The 20,165-nt window shown below is 59.3% G+C and carries 23 protein-coding genes and 1 other RNA gene; 7 read left to right on the top strand and 17 right to left on the bottom strand.

Annotation, left to right across the window (positions count from 1 at the left end; translation table 11 throughout):
• Positions 1 to 61 precede the first annotated feature (61 nt).
• The 12 genes from tilS to VIN96_RS02980 all read right to left on the bottom strand — a co-directional run bounded on the left by tilS (position 62) and on the right by VIN96_RS02980 (position 10,365).
• A complete protein-coding gene (gene tilS, locus VIN96_RS03035) occupies positions 62 to 1,216 on the bottom strand; it encodes a tRNA lysidine(34) synthetase TilS (protein WP_331893952.1) in 1,155 nt (384 codons plus the stop codon).
• A gap of 20 nt (positions 1,217 to 1,236) precedes the next feature.
• Entirely contained in the window at positions 1,237 to 2,508 is a 1,272-nt protein-coding gene (gene ybgF / locus VIN96_RS03030; protein WP_331893951.1) for a tol-pal system protein YbgF, read from the bottom strand.
• A 286-nt stretch (positions 2,509 to 2,794) separates the two neighbouring features.
• Positions 2,795 to 3,286: a peptidoglycan-associated lipoprotein Pal gene (pal, locus tag VIN96_RS03025; RefSeq protein WP_331893950.1), complete on the bottom strand. Its 492-nt coding sequence runs from the start codon at positions 3,284 to 3,286 to the stop codon at positions 2,795 to 2,797.
• 157 nt (positions 3,287 to 3,443) lie between these two features.
• Complete coding sequence (gene tolB, locus VIN96_RS03020; RefSeq protein WP_331893949.1) at positions 3,444 to 4,787, bottom strand: Tol-Pal system beta propeller repeat protein TolB; 1,344 nt, start codon at positions 4,785 to 4,787, stop codon at positions 3,444 to 3,446.
• On the bottom strand, positions 4,784 to 5,707 hold the full coding sequence (locus VIN96_RS03015; protein ID WP_331893948.1) for an energy transducer TonB: 924 nt from the start codon (positions 5,705 to 5,707) through the stop codon (positions 4,784 to 4,786). The genes tolB and VIN96_RS03015 overlap by 4 nt, the downstream gene beginning before the upstream one ends.
• Positions 5,708 to 5,718: 11 nt before the next feature.
• Complete coding sequence (gene tolR / locus VIN96_RS03010) at positions 5,719 to 6,186, bottom strand: protein TolR (RefSeq protein WP_331893947.1); 468 nt, start codon at positions 6,184 to 6,186, stop codon at positions 5,719 to 5,721.
• Positions 6,187 to 6,192: 6 nt separating this feature from the next.
• Positions 6,193 to 6,924, bottom strand: a complete 732-nt coding sequence (tolQ, locus tag VIN96_RS03005; RefSeq protein WP_331893946.1) for a protein TolQ — start codon at positions 6,922 to 6,924, stop codon at positions 6,193 to 6,195.
• Positions 6,925 to 6,947: 23 nt separating this feature from the next.
• Positions 6,948 to 7,400, bottom strand: coding sequence for a tol-pal system-associated acyl-CoA thioesterase (gene ybgC / locus VIN96_RS03000; RefSeq protein WP_331893945.1), 453 nt, complete (start codon positions 7,398 to 7,400; stop codon positions 6,948 to 6,950).
• Positions 7,390 to 8,445, bottom strand: a complete 1,056-nt coding sequence (gene ruvB, locus VIN96_RS02995; protein WP_331893974.1) for a Holliday junction branch migration DNA helicase RuvB — start codon at positions 8,443 to 8,445, stop codon at positions 7,390 to 7,392. Before ruvB ends, ybgC begins: the two co-directional genes overlap by 11 nt.
• Before the next feature lie 14 nt (positions 8,446 to 8,459).
• The gene (ruvA, locus tag VIN96_RS02990) at positions 8,460 to 9,098 is read right to left on the bottom strand and encodes a Holliday junction branch migration protein RuvA (RefSeq protein WP_331893944.1); all 639 of its coding nucleotides are present in this window, start codon (positions 9,096 to 9,098) and stop codon (positions 8,460 to 8,462) included.
• Positions 9,095 to 9,595, bottom strand: a complete 501-nt coding sequence (gene ruvC / locus VIN96_RS02985; protein ID WP_331893943.1) for a crossover junction endodeoxyribonuclease RuvC — start codon at positions 9,593 to 9,595, stop codon at positions 9,095 to 9,097. The genes ruvA and ruvC overlap by 4 nt, the downstream gene beginning before the upstream one ends.
• A 23-nt stretch (positions 9,596 to 9,618) precedes the next feature.
• Positions 9,619 to 10,365 carry a YebC/PmpR family DNA-binding transcriptional regulator gene (locus tag VIN96_RS02980; protein WP_331893942.1) on the bottom strand — a complete coding sequence of 249 codons (747 nt, stop codon included), beginning with the start codon at positions 10,363 to 10,365 and terminating at the stop codon, positions 9,619 to 9,621.
• 373 nt (positions 10,366 to 10,738) lie between these two features.
• On the opposite strand from VIN96_RS02980, the gene VIN96_RS02975 reads away from it, so the two are divergent.
• Entirely contained in the window at positions 10,739 to 11,254 is a 516-nt protein-coding gene (locus tag VIN96_RS02975; protein WP_331893941.1) for a hypothetical protein, read from the top strand.
• 78 nt (positions 11,255 to 11,332) lie between these two features.
• Positions 11,333 to 13,018, top strand: coding sequence for a methyl-accepting chemotaxis protein (locus VIN96_RS02970; protein WP_331893940.1), 1,686 nt, complete (start codon positions 11,333 to 11,335; stop codon positions 13,016 to 13,018).
• Positions 13,019 to 13,305: 287 nt separating this feature from the next.
• Here the strand turns inward: VIN96_RS02970 and VIN96_RS02965 are convergent, their stop codons facing one another.
• From VIN96_RS02965 to VIN96_RS02945, 5 genes are all read right to left on the bottom strand, one after another.
• Entirely contained in the window at positions 13,306 to 14,118 is an 813-nt protein-coding gene (locus VIN96_RS02965) for a TIGR00282 family metallophosphoesterase (protein ID WP_331893939.1), read from the bottom strand.
• A complete protein-coding gene (locus VIN96_RS02960) occupies positions 14,115 to 14,705 on the bottom strand; it encodes a 5-formyltetrahydrofolate cyclo-ligase (protein ID WP_331893938.1) in 591 nt (196 codons plus the stop codon). The genes VIN96_RS02965 and VIN96_RS02960 overlap by 4 nt, the downstream gene beginning before the upstream one ends.
• A 25-nt stretch (positions 14,706 to 14,730) precedes the next feature.
• Positions 14,731 to 14,887, bottom strand: a non-coding RNA gene (gene ssrS / locus VIN96_RS02955) — 6S RNA.
• 13 nt (positions 14,888 to 14,900) lie between these two features.
• A complete protein-coding gene (locus VIN96_RS02950) occupies positions 14,901 to 15,257 on the bottom strand; it encodes a cell division protein ZapA (protein ID WP_331893937.1) in 357 nt (118 codons plus the stop codon).
• A complete protein-coding gene (locus VIN96_RS02945) occupies positions 15,257 to 15,517 on the bottom strand; it encodes a hypothetical protein (RefSeq protein ID WP_331893936.1) in 261 nt (86 codons plus the stop codon). The genes VIN96_RS02950 and VIN96_RS02945 overlap by 1 nt, the downstream gene beginning before the upstream one ends.
• Positions 15,518 to 15,991: 474 nt before the next feature.
• Here VIN96_RS02945 and gap point away from each other — a divergent pair, with 474 nt between their 5' ends.
• The 5 genes from gap to VIN96_RS02920 all read left to right on the top strand — a co-directional run bounded on the left by gap (position 15,992) and on the right by VIN96_RS02920 (position 20,149).
• Positions 15,992 to 16,993, top strand: coding sequence for a type I glyceraldehyde-3-phosphate dehydrogenase (gap, locus tag VIN96_RS02940; protein ID WP_331893935.1), 1,002 nt, complete (start codon positions 15,992 to 15,994; stop codon positions 16,991 to 16,993).
• A 78-nt stretch (positions 16,994 to 17,071) separates the two neighbouring features.
• A complete protein-coding gene (gene thiE / locus VIN96_RS02935) occupies positions 17,072 to 17,713 on the top strand; it encodes a thiamine phosphate synthase (protein ID WP_331893934.1) in 642 nt (213 codons plus the stop codon).
• A gap of 107 nt (positions 17,714 to 17,820) precedes the next feature.
• Positions 17,821 to 18,630 carry a GGDEF domain-containing protein gene (locus VIN96_RS02930; protein WP_331893933.1) on the top strand — a complete coding sequence of 270 codons (810 nt, stop codon included), beginning with the start codon at positions 17,821 to 17,823 and terminating at the stop codon, positions 18,628 to 18,630.
• 109 nt (positions 18,631 to 18,739) lie between these two features.
• Positions 18,740 to 19,309, top strand: coding sequence for an elongation factor P (gene efp / locus VIN96_RS02925; protein ID WP_331893932.1), 570 nt, complete (start codon positions 18,740 to 18,742; stop codon positions 19,307 to 19,309).
• Positions 19,310 to 19,357: 48 nt separating this feature from the next.
• Entirely contained in the window at positions 19,358 to 20,149 is a 792-nt protein-coding gene (locus tag VIN96_RS02920; RefSeq protein ID WP_331893931.1) for an inositol monophosphatase family protein, read from the top strand.
• Positions 20,150 to 20,165: the final 16 nt, after the last annotated feature.

Below are 20,165 nucleotides of genomic sequence, written 5' to 3'. Positions count from 1 at the left end.
GCCGCATTTTCGCGGCTTCACAACTGTTTGAGACTGTCAAAGGCACAATCTTACGTGAAGATCATAGCCCTTTTGCACCAACCCGCCCAGTTCGGCGATGTGAGTTCCCCTGGATGTAAGGCGTTTGCGGCCTCGGGGCAAGGGCGGTTTCGCAATTAATTCCTGTGTTTTTGCGGTGTTTGTGGCTGGTGCGTGGACTTTCGGCACAAATCAGGAAAGACCGCCGCCCCGCCCGCTCTTTGCACCGCACCGTGCATCCGCCCAGGGTGCGTGCGCCGTCGCCTTGGCTATCCGCCGCCGCCATCCATGCCAGCAACCGCGCCAGCTTGGTTCTAGCCGGTGGATAAGCGCCGCCCCCAATCTGCGCCAGCAGTTTGGTCAGCGCATGGTGCCGAACGGGTGCGGGCGCAGTTCCAAAACGGTGAGCGTCGATGAGCAACCCTTTTTCCATCTGCACGGCCGTCGCGATCAGATCGATCGCCGCCCGGTCCACAACATCACGCACCCGCGCGATCGCGGCGGCCGCGTTGGCCAAGCCCTGGGCGCTGACGCCCTCGTCTTGTAAATGGGTCAACAGATTACGGGTACGCACCCGCTCGAACCTGCGGTTTTGGTTGGATGGATCTTCGATCCAGTCTTGACCGACCGCTTCCAGGTTCGCGCGCAGACGCGCTTTGGCGATGCCCAACAACGGCCGCATCAGCATCACGCCATCTAAATCGCGTTCCTGCGCCATGCCCGCCAAACCCAGCAGGCCGGAACCCTTTTTCAAGCGCATCAAAACCGTTTCGGCCTGATCTTCGAGGTGATGGGCGAGCAAAAGCCGGTCGACGCCATGATCGAGGCACCATTGCCGCATCAAGGCGTAACGGGCGTCGCGGGCGCGCTCTTGCACCCGCGATGAAATCTCGGTGTCATGGTTCCAGGTGAGGATGTGATGCGCGATGCCACGGGCATTCAGCCAGAGCCCCACCTGGGCTGCTTCATCGGCGGATTCCAGGCGCAGGCCGTGATCCACCGTCAAGGCAGTCAACCGCACGCCCCGCGCTGCCGCCCACGTATGGGCCAGCAGGCACAGCGCCATGCTGTCCGCACCGCCAGATACCGCCACGGCGAGTGCTTCCGGCTGTACAGCGAAGTCGAAACACCCAGCCATCAGGCGGGCGAATTCATCTGAGCTAATCGCTGAGCCCCGCAACGGGCCGCCGTCTGGCATTCCTGATCCTCACTGGTGCTTTATTGGCACTTGAGACGCTTGGTTTCGCGATTGAGCGTTTTTTCGAGGCCCGGTTTCAAATCGATGAATTCCTTGCGCAGCTTGCCAAACGTCGCGCATGCCTCTTCGGTTTTTTCCAGGCTGGCCATCGACATGCCCAATTTCAACAGGCTGTCGGGGGCTTTGGCCCCGTCGGGGGTGGTTTTATAGGCTTCGAAAAAGGCCTGTGCGGCATCCATGAAGGATTTGCGCACGTAATAGCTTTCCCCCAACCAGTATCGTGCATTGGCCGCCAACGGATCGTCGCCGTGTTCGGCGATGAACGCCTTCAACGCCGCTTCCGCTTCGACGTAGCGCGCTTGGCTCATCAAACCGAACGCGTACTGATAGCGTTCGCGCGGGCTGCCTTCCGGCAGAACGGAAGCTACCGCCGGAACCGTTGCAGACGGAGCGGTTTGAGGGGGCGTTTCTTGTGCGGGGGATGGCGCCGGAGCTTGACTTGCCATCGCCGTCAGGGGCTCTGCCGGTGCCGTCTGGGGTTCCGTTTGCGGGGCCGCGTCGACACTCTCCGATGTCATGACTTGGTCCAGGGTAGACTTCGAAACGCTGCCCAAACTGCCGCCACCAGCGGCAGGCGGGACATAGGTGCCGTTTGCGCCCAGTTTACCGCCTTCTTGGGCGGACGGGCTGGCGAAAGCACCGGATGTGGGCGCGGCCATCTCACCGACCTTGGAGACCGCTGCCGAGGACGGCGCGGTGGAAATGCTCGGCTGCGGTGAAAAGGACCCCGGTGAGGATCCTTCCAGACGCGACAGGCGATAATCCAAATCCGTCATCAGCGTATCCAGGCGCGCCGAAATTTGGTCGATCCGATGGGACATGCCTTCGCTCAACCCGGTCGCCTGGCGCACTTCCTGTTCCAGCGCGCCCAGGCGCACGGTCACGCGCGCCAACGCGTTTTCGCCTTGCACGAATTCAACGTTCGATGCATTCCCCCCGCCGAAACTGGTTGCGGGCGGTGGTGCGGACGCATCGCCAACCGCCCCCGCTGCACCCGCTGCACCCGCCTCGACGGGGCCACGGGCGATTTGACGGTTCAAGGTGCGGATGTCGCGTTCCAGCCGTTCCATGCGATCGAGCAGAACCTGCATATCCGCACCCTGGGCAAAGGCCGATGCATCGGGCATCGCCAAAGCGGCCAACATCACCGAACTCAACACCAACTGGCGCAGGACCCGTCGATAAGGGGCCTGTTGGCGGGGGATGGAAAAACCAAAACGATATGCGGTCATGCGTGCGATCCTGGGTGTCTAGTCTTCTTAGATATCGGTCTTCTTTGGGCCCGTCTGCAGGGTCATGCCTGTTTTAGCGCTTTGCCGACGCCTCCACAATGGTCGAGCATGGTCCCTGTTTCCGGCGAAAGTAGGGCAGAACGCCTCGCCCGGCAATCGACCGGGCTGGTGGCAAAAAGAAAGGGGGCGTCTGTCCGTGCCGGTAAACCGGATCGGACAGACGCCCCTAACCTTTACGCGGTCTTCAACGCCCGGGGTTCACCGCAGGCGCATCGGAAAATCGCGCTTATTTGACCACCGTCACACCGCGACGATTTTTGGCCCATGCAATTTCGTTGGAGGCCGGATCTTCCGGGCGCTCTTTACCATACGAGATGGTCGAAATGCGGGTCGCCGGAACGCCCAACGTCATCAGGTAATCGGCGGCGGCGCTGGCGCGACGCTCACCCAAAGCAAGGTTGTACTCGCGGGTGCCGCGTTCGTCGCAGTGACCTTCGATGACGACGTTGACGTTGGAATTCGCGATCAGCCATGCCGCTTGCTTTTGCAGGGTATCACGTGCGGTGGGCGTCAGGTTGTAACGGTCGAAACCGAAAAACACGCGATCACCAACGTTGACTTTCAGGTCTTCGGCAGAGCCGGGAACGATGTTCGATGCCGTGGAAGCGGCACTCGCAGCACCGCTACCGGACGTCGAAGCGGTTTCAGAAGTCGGAGCGGTGCCGCAAGCAGCGACGAGGCCCGCAACGGCAATCAGGCTCACAATTTTGAAACGCATTTGTATCTCCTTCACTGGAGCGCCCTTTTTGGGGCGGATGTGATATTTTTGACACCCATCGCATGTCCGAGCAGAACGGCAACGGGCATCAGTTAACTGAATCAAGACAGACTGACCCCTGGAATTATTACGTTTTTCCAATTGGGACTATATGCCGTCAGTTGCTATGAATCAAGGGGGACCACGCCGGATCGGATGCATCTTCTGGTGTGATCACCTCGCGCTCGTTGTGTCCGGTGATATCGATGGAGAAAATCCGCGTTTTTCCGCCCCGCCCGAGCTGGTCGCTGGGCTCTTGGCGGAAGAACATCAAAACCCGTCCGTTGGGCGACCAAGTCGGCGCTTCGACCAAGAAACCCTTGGTCAGCAAGCGTTCGCCGGACCCGTCGGGGCGCATCACGCCGATATAGAACTCGCCTTCGTGAATGCGCGTAAAGGCAATCAAATCACCGCGCGGCGACCACACCGGCGTGGCGTACTTGCCCTTTTGAAAGCTGATGCGCTTCACATCGTTGCCGAAGCGGTCGGCGACATACAACTGCTGCGACCCCGAACGGTCCGAGTTGAAAACCACCTGACCACCGTCCGGCGACATGCTGGGCGAGGTATCGATGGCGGAATGCTTGGTCAATTGACGCACCGACCGCGTCGCCAAGTCCATGATGTAAACTTCTGAGTTGCCATCCTTGGACATCGAGAAAATCACCGATTTGCCGTCCGGCGAAAAACGCGGGGCAAACGTCATGCCCGGAAATTCGCCCAAGATCTCGTGGCGACCGCTGTCGATGTTGAAGATGTAAACGCGCGGCACGCCCTTGTAATAGGACAGATAGGTGATTTCCTGCAGGGTCGGCGAAAAGCGTGGCGTCAGCACTAGGTCGCTGCCCGCCGTGAGGTATTGATGACGTTCACCGTCTTGGTCCATGATCGCCAGACGCTTGACCCGCTTGGTCTTGGGCCCCGATTCCGCGATATAGACGATGCGCGTGTCAAAGTAACCGTCCTCGCCGGTGATGCGTTTGTAGATCGCGTCGGAAATGATGTGCGCAACGCTGCGCCAATTGCTGGGAATGGTGAAATACGCCAAGCCCACCATCTGCTTTTCGGCCAACACGTCCCACAGGCGAAACTCGACCCGCAACCGCCCGTCCACGGTCATCTCAACGCGCCCTTGAACCAGCGCCTGAACGTTGATGATGCGCCAATCGCCAAAGCGCGGCAGCACGTTGAGGCTGGCCGCGTCTTGGATGAAGGCCTTTTTGTCGGCGGGACGGAACAAGCCCGAGCGTTCCAAGTCAGCGGCAATCACACCCGCGATGTTCGCACCGAAGCTCTTTTCGCCCTTGCCCTCGCCGAAAAAATCGGTGACGGCGATGGGCATCGGCTCGGCGACGCCGCGGGTGATGTCGATTTCAAGCTCGGCCCGTGCATCTTGCACGGCCAAAACCGTGAACAAGAGCGCAAAAGCGACTGTGATTCGGGCGAGGAAACGATGTGTCATAAGCCGAGCATATCCCTAGGGTCGAAGGTGAGCTTCATGGTTTTCCAATGTTCAAACTTTTCCGGCGGCAGTTTGAACGGTTGGCAGCGCGGATTCAATGTCGCTCTCAAGGCGCTTTCCGCCATGGTGCGATAAAACGGATCGGTGCTCATGCGCGCTTGTTCCAAAATGCGCGCCTGCTGCACCGTGCCGTCGGGGTTCATCACCATGCGAATGGAAATGATCATGGTATGGGCATCCTTGGCCCCCGCAGGCAAGTTCCAGCAACGCTGGATTTGCTGGCGGACCAGATCCTTTTCGCTGATGGTCAGTTCCGGGCCGATGTCGGTGCGCTGTTTCGGGCTTTCCAAGGCGTTCGCCATCATCGAGGCGAAATCGGTTTTCTCTTCGACCTTGGGCTTTTCCTCTTCGGGATCGGGGCGCGGCTGGGACTTCAATTCTTCCAACGTCTTAAGAACCGAGGCGAACTGGTCCGGAGCCTTGGGCTTGCGCGGCGGAATAGGCGTGGGCGCGCGTTTTTTGCTTTCCGCCTTGGCCGGTTTGTCCTCCGGTTTCGGTTTGGGCTTGGCCTCTTTTTTCGGCTTGGGCTCGGGATTGACGATCACGGCGACCTTGTCCTCGACCGGTTCGGGCAGAGGTTCGGGCGCGGGCGGTTCTTCGATCGAGCCTTGCGGTGCGGGCGGCGGCGCGGGCGGCTTGGGCGGCGGCAACGGCTTGGGCTCGGCTTTGGCGACTTCTTTTTTCGCTTCCGGCTGCTTGGTTTTGGTCGGCAGGTTGGTGACGTCCGCAACGTCGATGATTTCGACCGTCATCGGAACGTCCTGGTAAAGGTCGCGGTCCCGCCACGACGGCAGCCCAACATAAGCAACGGCGACCAAGGTCACGTGAAACAGAAGGGATAGAGCGAAATTGCGAAACAATTCGTCGCTCCCTATTTTTTCTTCGGTTTGGTCGGGGTTTGACCATGCTGCTGGGTGGTGATCAACGCCACCCGTGAAAAGCCCGCCGCATTGAGGATGCCCATCACCTGCATGACGCTGCCGTAATCGACGTTGGCGTCGCCGCGCACGAAAATGCGCACTTCCGGATTGTTGTCGGAAATGGCCTGTAAGCGCGGCACCACGGCGTCCAGCTCCATCTGCGTGTCTTGCACGTAGACCTTGCCGTCGCGGTCGATGCTGACGGCCAACGGCTCATCCGAACCGGGGATCGCTTTGGCCTGGGTCTTGGGCAGGTCGACCTGCACGCCCACCGTCAGCAAGGGGGCGGTGACCATGAAAATCACCAACAGCACCAGCATCACGTCGACCATCGGCGTAACGTTGATGTCGGCCATCGGCGGGCGGCGCTTGGCGTGCCCGAAGCTATGGCGTTTCGATCCGTTGATCATTCCGGCCATGAAGGCTTAGCCCTTTTCTTCCATCTGGCGCGACAAGATCGCGGAAAATTCGACCGCGAAGCCGTCCAGACGGCTGGTGTAGCGTTCCAAATCGCGCGACAGCTTGTTGTAGGCCAACACCGCCGGAATGGCGGCGAGCAGGCCCAACGCGGTGGCGAACAAAGCCTCGGCGATGCCCGGCGCGACCACGGCCAACGAGGTGTTTTTGGATACCGCGATGGATTGGAACGAATTCATGATGCCCCACACCGTGCCGAACAAACCGACGAACGGCGCGGTCGAACCGGTGGACGCGAGGAACGTCATGTAACGCTCGACCCGCTCCATTTCCCGCGCGACGGTGATGTGCATGACGCGTTCGATGCGCTCGCTCAGCGAGGTGTTGGCGAGCGATGATCCCATGTGGCCCTTTTCCGCCGCCCGGCGCCATTCGCGCATGGCCGAGACGAACACTGCGCCCATGGGGTCCTTGGGCTGGTTGCCGATGGCCTCGTAAATGGCGTCCAGGCTCTGTCCCGACCAGAAGCTTTTCTCAAACGCTTGCGCTTGGCGGTTGAGTTTTTTCAGGCTGGTGACCTTTTCGAAAATGATCGCCCAGCACCACACCGAGGCCAAGATCAGCATGATCATGACGCTTTTGACCACCCAATCGGCGCGCCAAAACAACGTCATCATGGAAAAATCGGGCGCGCCCACGGAACCGCTGAGGGTCACCGCATCGATTACACTGCCTTCCATATTTTAGTCCCAGTCCTCTATATTCAGTCCGATGTTTCGAAGGTTCGCAGAAGATTGCGGATTTTTTCGGGCAATCTTCCCGCGCCTCCGGATAATTTCATGCAGCCGAGCTTGATGCGAATGCGCACCAGGTCCTCGCCACCGCGCACGATGCGCTGTTCGCCTGACATCGACGCCCCGCCTACTTTTGTCAGCGAAAGGTGAACTTCGAGTAAATCGTCGAGCTTTGCGGGCTGGATATAATCCACGTCCAAGTGGCGCACAACGAAGCCCAACCCCTCTTCTGCCTGCAAGCGCGAGCTTTCGATGCCCAAATGGCGCAGCATTTCGGTGCGCGCACGTTCGGCGAATTTCAGATAGTTGGCGTAATAGACCACCCCGCCCGAGTCGGTGTCTTCGTAATAGACGCGCACCGGCAAGATGAAGGTATTGCCTTCAATGCGCCCGGCCTTTCCAAGCGTCAGGTCAGACGTCATCGCCGCCCCCTTCACCGCCCATGTCGTCGATCAGTTCCAGCTGCGCGGTGGTCTTGGGCGCTTTGCGGCCGAGATGGGTAAAGGCCTGAACCGTCAGCATGCGCCCGCGCGGGGTGCGCATCAGGAACCCTTGCTGGATCAGATACGGTTCAATCACGTCCTCGATGGTGTCGCGCTGTTCCGACAACGCCGCCGCCAGGGTTTCGACGCCCACCGGCCCGCCGCCATAATTGTCGGCAATACACGACAAATAGCGCCGATCCATGTTGTCGAGCCCGGCCTTGTCCACATCCAGGCGCGTCAATGCGCCGTCGGCGGCCACCGCGTCGACCACTTCGCGGCCCGCGACGTTGGCGAAATCGCGCACGCGCCGCAACAACCGTCCCGCCACGCGCGGCGTGCCGCGCGAGCGTTTGGCGATTTCCAGCGCACCGTCTTCGGTCATTTCGATACCCAAAAGCCGTCCGCCGCGCTGGACGATGCCGACCAGTTCTTCAGGCGAATAGAATTGCAGCCTGAGCGGAATGCCGAAGCGATCGCGCAGCGGTGTCGAAATCAAGCCCGAACGCGTGGTCGCGCCGATCAAGGTGAACGGCGGCAAATCGATGCGAACGGACCGCGCCGCCGGGCCTTCACCGATGATCAGGTCGAGCTGAAAGTCTTCCATCGCCGGGTAGAGAATTTCTTCCACCACCGGATTGAGACGGTGAATTTCGTCGATGAACAACACATCGCGCGGCTGCAAATTGGTCAGGATCGCGGCCAGATCGCCGGCCTTCGCCACCACCGGACCGGACGTGGCGCGAAAGCCCACCCCCAATTCCCGCGACACGATCTGCGCCAAGGTGGTCTTGCCCAACCCCGGGGGACCGTAAAACAACGTGTGGTCCATGGCGTCGCCACGCGCGCGCGCAGCCTGGATAAACACCGCCAGGTTTTCGCGGACTTTCTGCTGGCCGACGAATTCGTCCAACGACGTGGGGCGCAAGGCGTTGTCGGCGCCATCGGGGCGCCGGTCTTCGGCGTTTTCTTCGGGCGCGATCATGCGATCTTCGTCGCTCATAAGCCGTGCTCCTTAGGCCCAAGTTCCGCCAAGCCGCCTTTGATCAGCGCCTCTACGCTCGCGTCCTCGCCCGCTTTGGCAGCCGCGTGACTGACGGCCGACAGCGCATCAGAGGGCGAATAGCCAAGGTTGACCAACGCCGACACCGCATCGCGGGTGACATCGCCCGCACCTGCGCCACTGGTCGAAACCGTCGCCTTGACGCCCTTGGGTCCCGCCGCCGGGCCCAACGCCAACGCCGCGACCTTGTCTTTGAGTTCGGTTACGATGCGTTGCGCCAATTTCGGGCCGACGCCGCTGGCGCGCCCGACCTGGGCTTTGTCGGCGGCAGCGATGGCATGGGTCAGTTCATCGGACGAAAGCACCGACAAAATCGCCAACGCGACCTTCGCACCGACCCCTTGAACGGTGGTGAGCAGGCGGAACCAAGCCCGCTCGCCGCCATCGAGGAACCCATAGAGATGAATGTGATCTTCGCGCACATGGGTTTCGACATGCACCGTTGCGGCCTCGCCGACGTTCAACTGACCGAGGGTGCGGTTGGAACAAAACACCAGATAGCCCACGCCGTTGACGTCGATCACGGCCCAGCCGTCGCCAACCTCTTCGATGCGGCCTTTGAGCAGCGCGATCATCGCCGTCCCCCCGCCATGACTCTGTTGTGGGTTTCGCGGTGATGGGCGTGGCATATCGCCACAGCCAATGCGTCCGCCGCGTCCGGTCCGGCGTTGCCCGATCCCGGCAGCAAGGTTTTCACCATCATCAAGACCTGTTCCTTGGCCGCGTGGCCTGCACCGACCACGGTCTTTTTCACCAAATTGGGGGTGTATTCGCTGACCACGAGGCCAAGCCGCGCCGGCACCAGCAACGCGACGCCGCGCGCTTGGCCAAGCTTGAGCGTCGAGGTCGGGTTCTTGTTGACGAAGGTTTCCTCCACCGCCGCCTGCTCCGGCGACCAAGTTTCGATGACCTCGACCAAGCCATCGTGCAGTTCCATCAAACGCTCCGCCAACGCCAACTTGGCGTCGGACGTCACCGTCCCTTCGGCGACGAAGCTCAAGCGGTTGTCCCGCGCATCAATGACGCCCCAACCGGTGCGTTGTAAGCCCGGATCGATGCCGATGATGCGCATACGCCCTTCCCCCCGCGTTTGATCTAGGCGCTCAGCTTGGCCAAAATTTCGTCGGATATCTCAAAATTCGACGACACGTTTTGAACGTCGTCGTTGTCTTCCAAGACGTCGATCAGCTTCAACATGGTGCTGGCCGCTTGTTCGTCCAGTTCGGTGGTGGTGTTTGGCTTCCAGTCCAAGCGCGCCTCGGCGGGATCGCCGAACTTAGCCGCCAACGCATCGCGCACATCGGCCAAGTCTTCGGGCGCACAGGAAATTTCGTGACCGTCGTCGTCGGACGACACGTCCGACGCGCCGGCTTCCAACGCCTCTTCGAACATGGTGTCGGCGTCGGCCGCGGAAGCCGGGTATTCGATGATTCCGGTGCGTTCGAACATGAACCCGACCGAGCCGGTTTCACCGAGGTTGCCGCCGTGTTTGGTGAACGTCGAGCGCACTTCGGACGCGGTGCGGTTGCGGTTGTCGGTCAGCGCTTCGACGATCACCGCGACGCCGCCGGGTCCGTAGCCTTCGTAGCGCACTTCTTCGTAGTTTTCACCGCCGCCACCTTCGGCCTTCTTGATGGCGCGTTCGATGTTTTCTTTGGGCGTGTTCACCGCGCGCGCGGCCAAGATGGCGGTGCGCAGACGTGGGTTCTTTTCCGGGTCGGGCATACCCGACTTCGCCGCGACGAAAATTTCGCGGGCGTGCTTGGCGAAAACCTTGGCGCGCTTTTTGTCCTGCGCGCCCTTGCGGTGCATGATGTTCTTAAACTTGGAATGGCCGGCCATGACTCACTTGCCTTGGTGTTGTTGATCAGAATTCAGATAGCTGCTGCGTTGGGCGAATCTCACCCGCCCTATATAGCACAGGGGGCGCAAACAAAACGTTAGCGGCCTTTCTAAGGCCCCCGGACGCCGAGAGCAACACATCAGTGGCGAAGTCCCACCCCGCCATGAATCTCGCCCTGCGGACCATCTCGGCTTGCTGCAAATTTCACAAATACAAACAGTTAATACTTACGAAGAGGTTGTTTTGCGCTGTATACGCGTTATAGACTAATTTGAGAATAGATCGCATTCATAAAAAGTTACCCTAAATAGGGAGTATCGGCGCATTCGTAACAGGGCGCTCCAGCGTCATCGGGAAAGAGAACATACACTCATGTTGAAACGATTTTTGATCGTGGCTCTGGTCATGACCGTGGGCACGATTAGCCAAGAAGCCCGCGCCACCGACACCCTTGCGCTGTCATCGGACAACGTGACCCGCATTTGGCGCAACATCAACAACGTGATCTTGGTCTTGTCGGCAAAAATTGCACTCGACGACGAATGGATCGACGAGTTGCGCAATAGGCAGCCTGCCCCCACCGGGGACGTCGGCGATGAAATGGCGGCTTTTTACGAAAAACTCAACGTGCTTCTCGCTTCCAGCGACCTTCCACCCGTTGCCACGCCACAAGACGGCCCCCCACAAGATACCAGCACCCTCTACATGCGTTCCGGAGTGATGCTCGATAACCTGATCTATTACCTGATCGAATCAGATTCATTGGCCAGCGTGGCCATTTATTATGGCGGCGACGACCTTCACGGCACGTCGAATGCGGACGTGGTGGCCGAGGTCAATCTCGCCAACCAGCGCCTCGACGCCTACATCGCCGAAAGCGGACTGTAGCGCACAGCCACAGCCGCACCTTGCGCAACACAAGCCCACATTGCGCCCCAAGAGCATTTGACACAGAGCGCCAGCACCATGAAAAACCTTAAAATCAGCACCATCGGCACGATCATATCCGTGTTCCTCGCCCTATCCGCCGCAGCCATCGTGGCCAGTTCTCTGACCACTTCGCAGCAAGTCGGTCAAGCGGGCGGTGCCTGGCAATCGTTCGAAGCCGGACCGTCGCGCAAAAGCTCTTACCTTAACGCGGTTTACAAGGCGCTCGGTTTTGGCGGCATGTTGCACCAATACAAGGATTATCTGCTTAGCCAGGACCGCAAGCAGATCGTTCAGTTTCACATCAAGCTGCGTGAAATTCGCGTCGCGCTGGATGCCTACTACGCCATCGGCGTGAACCCTGCCGAAAAACAGGCTTTGAACGATATTTTGCAGGTGATCGAGGCCTATTCCAATGCCCTGCAGCAGGCCGAGCAGATGGTCAAACAAGGCAAACGCGCCGACGAAATCGCACGCACGATCGTCATCGACGACGCTCCTGCGATCCGCGGCATCGACCGTTTGCTGAGCGAAATCGACAACTCCCGCGCCGAAAGCGCGCGGGTGGTCAATTCCGCCGTTGCAAAGGCCAGTTTCGTCTCGAACACATCATCAATCGTGGTCGGCATCATCCTGATCGCCTTGCTGGCGGCGATGATCTGGTTCACCCGCTGGCGTTTGGGCGCACCGTTGAAGTTGCTTGGCCAAACCATGTGTCGGCTGGCCAAGGGCGAAACCACCGTCGAAGTACCGGTTCAAGACATGCGCGACGAAATCGGCGAAATGGCGCGCACCGTGCAAGTTTTCAAAGACAGCATGATCCGTTCGGAACAATTGGCCGAGGAACAGCGCGCCGAAGAAGAGCGCAAGGAACGTCGCCGCATCGCACTGGAATCGGTCGCGCAAACGTTCGAGAACAACATATCCAACGTCCTCGCGGAACTGTCCAGCATGTCGACTTCCTTGGAAGACACCTCGTCGTCCATGGCCTCCATCGCATCGGACGCGTCGAGCAAAACGTCTTCCATCACCGAGTCCGCCGTGCAGGCGTCGTCGAACGTGCAAACCGTGGCCAGCGCGGCGGAAGAGCTTTCAAGTTCTATTTCCGAAATCGCCCGGCAGGTCACCCAATCCACCAAAGCCGCCGCCAACGCGGTCAGCGAGGTCGATCACGCCAATGAAAAGGTCAACGGCTTGGCCAGCGCGGCGCGCAAAATCGGTGAAGTGGTGGCGCTGATCACCGACATTGCCGATCAAACCAATCTATTGGCCTTAAACGCGACCATCGAAGCCGCGCGGGCGGGCGACGCCGGCAAGGGCTTTGCCGTGGTCGCATCGGAAGTGAAAAACCTGGCCAACCAAACCAGCAAGGCGACCGAAGAAATCACCGCCCAGATCAGCGGCATCCAGGCCGCCACTGACGAAGCGGTACATGCCATCAGCACCATCGGCGGGACCATCACCAATATCAATGAAATCACCTCGGCAATCGCCGCCGCGGTCGAAGAACAAGGTGCTGCGACCCAAGAAATCGCGCGCAACGTCGAACTGGCGGCGGACCGCACCACCACGGTCACCCACGACATCACCGACGTCAACGCCAGCGTCAACGAAACCGGACAGGCCGCGAGCCAAGTGCAGCAGGCCGTGCACGCGTTGGGCGGTCAATCGAATGAACTGAAAAGTGTTGTGGAAGGGTTCTTGAACGACGTCAAAGCCGCATGATCAGTCCAGATATTTGGTGCTGATTTGCAATGCTTTTTCGACCTCGGCTAAACGCGCGATTAACGGCTCAATGGTTTCGCAACGACACGTGCACCTTAAGGGGTCCTCGTAATTCATGACATGTTGGCTTTTGCGTGCATCCGTACATGGTTTGCACAATAGATCCGAGATATCCTTGACCAGTCGCGTGCGCAAGAACTCCAACGTATCGTGACTTGCCATGCCCATTCCCCCCAGGCCTGAACGCGTCACACAATTTATCATACTATTCGATATTTAACCAATAGCTAATTTAGCCCGACCTCAATCAAGCGCCCGCCGACGCGAAGGGGCGAAATGCGCTTGGCCAGGCCCGTAGCGTCGTCACTTTCTACATACACGGCGCACAGCGTACCCTCGCCCGATGCCGGTTCCAGCCGTTGCTTGGGCATCTTGGTGGTGAAGCGTTCGATCGCTGGGCCTTTGGTCATGCCGATCACCGAGTTGTAATCGCCGCACATACCTGCATCGGTCTGATACGCGGTGCCGCCGGGCAGGATTTGCGCGTCCGCCGTGGGGATGTGACTGTGGGTGCCGACTACCATCGAGGCGCGGCCATCGAAAAAATGCCCCATGGCCATCTTCTCGCTGGTGGCTTCGGCGTGCACGTCGATAAGCACGAAATCAACGTTTTCGCCCAAACGCTTGTTCAACATGGCGCGACTGACGGCGGCGAAGGGATCGTCGAGCGGGTCCATGAACAAACGTCCCATGGCTTGAATGACGACGACTTTCTGACCGTTTTGGGCAGTATAGATCCCCATGCCTTGACCGGGCGTGCCTTCTGGATAGTTCACCGGGCGCAGCAGGCGCGGTTCGTTTTGGATGTAGTCGATGATTTCGCGCTGATCCCAGGCATGATTGCCGGTCACCACGACATCGACGCCGATGTCGAAGAACTGTTCGCAGATCGCGCCGGTGATGCCGAAGCCGTGGGCCGAGTTTTCGCCATTGACGACCACGAAATCGAGCGCCAATTCCTCGCGCAGGCGCGGCAGATGGTCGAGCACCGCCTTGCGCCCGGACTTGCCCACCACGTCGCCGATGTACAAAACCTTCATAGAATTTCTAACGCCTCGCGTTCGGTGATGATCCAATCGAGGCGCTGGTCATAGGCGTCGGTGGGCACTTCGTCAACTTCTTGGGCGCCATAGGCCACGCCGATGGCGACGCAATCACCGGTTTTTCGCAACAATTCCAAGGTGCGGTCGTAATACCCCCCACCCCAGCCGACCCGGTAGCCGCGCCGATCAAACGCCAACATCGGCACCAGCACCACGTCGGGACGCATCAACGGCGCATCGTTCAAGGGATGAAAGGTGCCGTGATCGCCCTCGACCAACGGTTCGTCCGGTCGCCAGGCGCGAAAGCGTAGCGGGCGGTCCTTCGCGGCGACTTCGGGCAACGTGACCAGCACCCCGATCCGGTCCAGCGCCACCAGCGCCGGGCGCACGTCCATTTCCGTGCCCATCGGCCAATAACCCGCGACAATGATTTCCGGATCGAAGCTCTCGGACACCGCGCTCCAGGTTTTCAGAAGGTGTTCGAAAAATCCGCGCACGCCGTCATCGCCCAACCCTGCCGCCGCCTCTGCACGAACCGTTTTGGCGTGTTCGCGAAGGGCGTGCTTTGGGCTGGATAAGGTCATCGTGATTTCCGAAAGATAGAAAGTGGACGGCGCCACGCCGACCGTTGGCGTTTGCAATCCTCTGTGGCCTGCTATTGCAGGTGGGCGCCATATACCGAACCCACGAGTCCGGCAGGGACAGCTCCCTAGGAAGACTTATAGCCCCAGGGAATGTCGATACCTGACGCATCGGGCAGCCACCGTCCAATCCGGAACTTAGGCGCGTTCGAGGTCTTCTGCAATGGTTTCGATGCGTACCGCCATAGTATCGAGAATATCGGCGAGACGATTCTCGTCAATCGTCGGCGCGGATGGGGTGACCGCAGACGGCTCAGCGATTTCGGCAGCGCTGCGCAAGGTGGCGATTTCGTCACGCGTCTCGGCCAAATCGTCCGCCATTAACAGACCGGCCATGGCCAACAATCGTGCTTCTCCAGCTTGACCGATCGCGCTGACCAGCTCACCGACCTTGGCATCCACCACCCCCGCAAGGTCGAGGATGTGCTGTTCTTCACCGTCCGCGCAAGCGATGTCGTAGGTCTGATTGTTGATGGAAATAGAAACCCGCGCCATCAGACCTGCTCCGCCAATTGGTTTTTGAACTTGGCGATGGTGCCGTCCAAACGCGCCGCCGTTTCATCGACGAGTGCGCGCAGCTTGGCATTTTCCGTCTGCAATTCTTGAGCCTGTGCCAGAAGGTTCGCGTCGTCTTGGCTCATCGGGGCGCTCTCGGCGCGATGCTCCACCGCCGCTTCAAGACGGCCGATAGCACGCGCCAGTCGTTCTTGAGACGCTTGCAATCGATTGGAATTGGTCGGATCGGCGCCAGTCACGGTTTTGGATTTCCCCCAGAAATCATAAGATACCAGAAATCATAAGATACAAGCCGCTATGCGATCCTGTGGGCAGGAAAGGTGAACACATGGGCCGATGGCCGAGAATAGGCTGGTGCGCGTGGGATCGTCAACCACCTCAAACACTTATCCGCAAGACTTTATGCAAGACATGTAAGTTCGCGAAGCGGCGTCCCACCCTACCCGCCCACCCTTGCTCTGACAAAGCCATTGACCGCGCCACAGGCACGCGCCATTGTGCGGACCTTACGTGATTCTGAGGGATGGGAAACAGAGCAAAACAACAGGGTTTTCAGCCATTACAACACGCTAGAGCATTCCGCTGAACCCCACCCACACCAACGGGTTGGGTGGGCGCAACCCGGCGGGGTGTTATGGGTCAAGAACCCTTATGTTAGAAAATGCTCAACTTTCTTATCCATACGCAATATTGAGTTTTAGGGAGCTTAAAAAATGGCGGTTCGTGTAGGTATCAATGGTTTCGGACGCATTGGCCGTATGGTCTTTCGCGCCGTCCACGCCGAATTCAAAGACATCGAAATTGTCGCAATCAACGATTTGCTGGAAGCCGATTACCTGGCTTACATGTTGAAATATGACTCGGTCCATGGCCGTTTCGCCGGTGACGTCAAAGCCGAAGGTGGCAACCTGGTCGTCGATGGCAAGACCATCCGCCTGACCGCCGAGCGCGATCCCGCGAACCTGAAGTGGAACGAAGTCGACGTCGACATCGTGATCGAATCCACCGGTTTCTTCCTCACCGAAGAAAGCTGCCAAAAGCACATCGACGCCGGCGCCAAAAAGGTCGTCCAGTCCGCACCGTCCAAAGACGGCACGCCGATGTTCGTGTACGGCGTCAACCACAACGACTACGCCGGTCAGGCGATCGTGTCGGCTGCGTCTTGCACCACCAACTGCTTGGCGCCGGTCGCTAAGGTCCTGCATGACAACTGGGGTTTGAAGCGCGGTCTGATGACCACCGTTCACGCCGCCACCGCGACGCAGAAAACCGTTGACGGCCCGTCCGCCAAAGACTGGCGCGGCGGCCGCGGCATCCTGGAAAACATCATCCCGTCGTCCACCGGCGCTGCCAAGGCCGTCGGCGTTGTGCTGCCGGAACTGAACGGCAAGCTGACCGGCATGGCGTTCCGCGTTCCGACTTCCGACGTGTCCGTGGTCGACTTGACCGTGGAACTGGACAAAGAAGCCACCATGGCCGACATCAACGCCGCCATGAAGGCTGCGTCCGAAGGCGCCATGAAGGGCACGCTGCAGTACACCGAAGACGCCGTGGTTTCCACAGACTTCGTCGATTGCTCCGCGTCCTCCATCTACGACGCCACCGCGGGCATCCAGTTGGACGGCACCTTCGTCAAGGTCGTGTCCTGGTACGACAACGAATACGGCTACACCTGCAACATGATGCGCTTCGTGCAGCACGTTGCGGCCAACTAAGCCACATTCGATAATCGAAGAAAGCGGAGCCTTCTGGCTCCGCTTTTTTTGTGCCCAAGCTCAAGGTATACTCCGCCCATGACCTGCCAATTGTATCTCATCACCCCGCCTGCGTTCGATCCTGAGAGCTTCCGCCCGACGTTCGTCGAGGCGCTTGAAGCCGGAAACGTCGCTTGCGTACAGCTGCGTCTGAAAGCGGCCGATGGCGGCCCGGCCTCCCGCGACACGGTGCGCCGCGCGGCTGATATCTTGATGCCCGAAGCACAAAACCGCGACGTCGCGTTTCTCATCAACGACGACGCCGAGCTGGCCGCCGAACTGGGTGCTGACGGGGTGCACGTGGGTCAAGACGATCTCAGCGCCAAAGCTGCCCGCGCCATCGTCGGCAAAGACGCCATTGTCGGCGTGACCTGCCACAACTCCCGACACTTGGCGATGGAAGCCGCCGAAGACGGCGCCGACTACGTTGCCTTTGGGGCATTTTATCCAACGACGACCAAAGACGCGAAAACCAAGGCCGATCCGGAAATTCTCGAGATCTGGAGCGCCATGACGCAGGTGCCCTGCGTCGCCATCGGCGGCATTACGCTCGACAACGCCCAGCCCCTCATCGACGCTGGCGCAGACTTTCTCGCCGTGGTTTCGGCGGTGTGGGATCATCCGACGGGCCCTGCCGACGCGGTGAAGGCATTTAACGCCCTGATGGGGAGCACGTCGTAATTGCTCAAAGCAATGCGCCGTCTTGGGACACATCCATGGACATCGACTTAAAAACCTGACATTTTGCCAAAATCTCATCAGGCATAATCTTAAAGGCCTATATAAACGTGACCGAAACCACTGCTTTCGATAACTCGATCTCCGATCTGCACGACAGCGCCGGGCGTATCACCCGCGGCCTGCAAAGTGTCGTCAGCGCCATCGATTCCATCGCTGCCGACAATGCACAATTTTTCAGCCACCCCGAGACCATGCCCGCCGGCACGGAAGGCGACGCCATGCGCGCCCTACTCGCAGGCATTCGCAAACAAATTGCCGAAGTGGTTGATCATGGTCGCAGCTTCGAAAGCAAGCTCAATCAATATTCCGCCGAGATCACGGATCTGACTCGCCAGCTTGAGCAAACCAAAAAAGCTGCCATGCTGGATCCGATCACCGGCATCGGCAATCGGCGGCGCTTTGAGGAATCACTCAAAGACATCCTCTCGCACCTTTCAGATTTCAACGAAAAAGTCTCTGTGCTATTGGCCGACGTCGACCACTTCAAAACGGTCAACGACACCCTCGGGCACAGCGTCGGCGATCAGGTGCTGCGCTTGGTGGCCAGCAATTTCGTCACCAATCTCAAGGGCGGCGATGTGGTTGCACGCTGGGGCGGCGACGAATTCGCGGCGATTTTGCCCAACACCAATTTGGACAACGCCCTGTCGGTCGCCGAAACGGTGCGCAATTCCATCGCGACGCGGACGCTGAAAAACAAGGAAACCGGTGAAACCATGGGCAAGGTGACCTTGTCCATCGGGGTGTCGACCTACCGCCAAGGCGACAATGCCCACAAACTGATCTTCCGTGCCGATCAAGCCTTGTACGAAGCCAAACGCCTGGGACGCAATCGCTCGGCTCCCGAGACCGAATAAGCCCCCCGATAAGTTGGTTGCCTCAAAGGCCCTTGAGTGTTAGCTTCCGCGCGCTCAAGCACGGTTTTGCGCGCTTGTCCCCTGTATCAGCTCTTTCGACGGTGAAGTCATGAAGATCAACGGTAACGCCATCCGCCCCGGCATGGTGATCGAACATCAAGGCCGCCTTTGGCGCGCAGTCAAAATCCAGCACACCCAACCCGGCAAGGGCGGTGCGTATCTGCAAGTCGAACTGAAAGACCTGCAAAGCGGAACCAAGACGAACGAACGCTTCCGCTCGTCCGAAACGGTTGAACGCGCCACGCTGGAACAACGCGATTTCAACTATCTGTACGGCGACGGCAACACCTTCACCTTCATGGACAACGAAACCTACGAGCAGATCGAGCTCAGCGCCGAAGCCATCGGCGAAGATCAGGTGCCGTACCTCCAAGAAGGCATGACCGTCACCATTGAAAGCCACGAAAGCAACCCCATCGGCGTGCAACTGCCGTCCACAGTGGTGTTGGAAATCGTCGAAGCCGACGCCGTGGTCAAAGGCCAAACGGCATCGAGCAGCTACAAGCCCGCGACGTTGGAAAACGGTGTGCGCACCTTGGTACCGCCGCACATCGCCTCCGGCACCCGCGTGGTCATCAACACCGATGACGGCTCTTATGTCGAGCGCGCCAAGGACTGACCTTGGCCGCTCCAGCCGCCCACGTTTTATAATTAAGGACCTAACCTTATGGCCCATCCCCGCTCGGCCCTTTTGAACGTCATGACCGCCGCCGCCCAAAAAGCGGCGCGGCGCATGGTGCGTGACTTCGGCGAAGTCGAAAATCTTCAGGTCTCGAAAAAGGGCCCCGCCGATTTCGTTTCCGTCGCCGACAAAAAGGCCGAGGAGACCTTGGTCAAGGAATTGCAAAAAGCCCGTCCCGATTACGGCTTCATCTTGGAAGAAAACGACTCCATCGAAGGTAAGGACACCTCCAACACGTGGGTGATCGATCCGCTCGACGGCACCACCAATTTCTTGCACGGTATTCCCCATTTCTCCATTTCCATTGGGCTGGTACGCGACAGCGAACCTTACGCAGGCGTGATCTACAATCCCGTCACCGACGAAATGTTTTGGGCCGAAAAAGGCCAAGGCGCGTTTCTCAATGGGCGGCGTTTGCGCGTTTCGGCGCGCAGCCACGTTTCGGAATGCCTGTTCGCCACCGGTTTGCCGTTCAAAGGTGTAGACAAAGACCGTGAACGCTTCTTGCAGCGCATCGGCGCGGTCACCAGCGTGTCCGCGGGCGTGCGCCGTTTTGGCTCGGCCGCGTTGGATTTGGCATATGTCGCCGCCGCGCGCTTCGACGGTTTTTGGGAAAGCGGCCTTCACGCCTGGGATATGGCTGCGGGCATTGTTATGGTTCGCGAAGCCGGTGGTTTCGTCACCGATTTGGACGGCAAACGCAAGATGCTGGAAAACGGCTCTATCGTTGCAGCGACCGACAAAATGCACCCCACTTTGCTCAAGTTACTCAAATAGGCTTTCATCGTCTTCC

Source organism: Magnetovibrio sp. (assembly GCF_036568125.1).
GTDB lineage: Bacteria > Pseudomonadota > Alphaproteobacteria > Rhodospirillales > Magnetovibrionaceae > Magnetovibrio.
The sequence above is the reverse complement of the archived record's forward strand: the minus strand, read 5'-3'. Positions and strand labels throughout refer to the sequence as shown.

Coding starts and splice junctions, on each gene's coding strand:
- tilS (WP_331893952.1), bottom strand. CDS start 1,216: ATGCCAGACGGCGGCCCGTTGCGGGGCTCAGCGATTAGCTCAGATGAA.
- ybgF (WP_331893951.1), bottom strand. CDS start 2,508: ATGACCGCATATCGTTTTGGTTTTTCCATCCCCCGCCAACAGGCCCCT.
- pal (WP_331893950.1), bottom strand. CDS start 3,286: ATGCGTTTCAAAATTGTGAGCCTGATTGCCGTTGCGGGCCTCGTCGCT.
- tolB (WP_331893949.1), bottom strand. CDS start 4,787: ATGACACATCGTTTCCTCGCCCGAATCACAGTCGCTTTTGCGCTCTTG.
- tolR (WP_331893947.1), bottom strand. CDS start 6,186: ATGGCCGGAATGATCAACGGATCGAAACGCCATAGCTTCGGGCACGCC.
- tolQ (WP_331893946.1), bottom strand. CDS start 6,924: ATGGAAGGCAGTGTAATCGATGCGGTGACCCTCAGCGGTTCCGTGGGC.
- ybgC (WP_331893945.1), bottom strand. CDS start 7,400: ATGACGTCTGACCTGACGCTTGGAAAGGCCGGGCGCATTGAAGGCAAT.
- ruvB (WP_331893974.1), bottom strand. CDS start 8,445: ATGATCGCGCCCGAAGAAAACGCCGAAGACCGGCGCCCCGATGGCGCC.
- ruvA (WP_331893944.1), bottom strand. CDS start 9,098: ATGATCGCGCTGCTCAAAGGCCGCATCGAAGAGGTTGGCGACGGCTGG.
- ruvC (WP_331893943.1), bottom strand. CDS start 9,595: ATGCGCATCATCGGCATCGATCCGGGCTTACAACGCACCGGTTGGGGC.
- VIN96_RS02980 (WP_331893942.1), bottom strand. CDS start 10,365: ATGGCCGGCCATTCCAAGTTTAAGAACATCATGCACCGCAAGGGCGCG.
- VIN96_RS02975 (WP_331893941.1), top strand. CDS start 10,739: ATGTTGAAACGATTTTTGATCGTGGCTCTGGTCATGACCGTGGGCACG.
- VIN96_RS02970 (WP_331893940.1), top strand. CDS start 11,333: ATGAAAAACCTTAAAATCAGCACCATCGGCACGATCATATCCGTGTTC.
- VIN96_RS02965 (WP_331893939.1), bottom strand. CDS start 14,118: ATGAAGGTTTTGTACATCGGCGACGTGGTGGGCAAGTCCGGGCGCAAG.
- VIN96_RS02960 (WP_331893938.1), bottom strand. CDS start 14,705: ATGACCTTATCCAGCCCAAAGCACGCCCTTCGCGAACACGCCAAAACG.
- VIN96_RS02950 (WP_331893937.1), bottom strand. CDS start 15,257: ATGGCGCGGGTTTCTATTTCCATCAACAATCAGACCTACGACATCGCT.
- gap (WP_331893935.1), top strand. CDS start 15,992: ATGGCGGTTCGTGTAGGTATCAATGGTTTCGGACGCATTGGCCGTATG.
- thiE (WP_331893934.1), top strand. CDS start 17,072: ATGACCTGCCAATTGTATCTCATCACCCCGCCTGCGTTCGATCCTGAG.
- efp (WP_331893932.1), top strand. CDS start 18,740: ATGAAGATCAACGGTAACGCCATCCGCCCCGGCATGGTGATCGAACAT.
- VIN96_RS02920 (WP_331893931.1), top strand. CDS start 19,358: ATGGCCCATCCCCGCTCGGCCCTTTTGAACGTCATGACCGCCGCCGCC.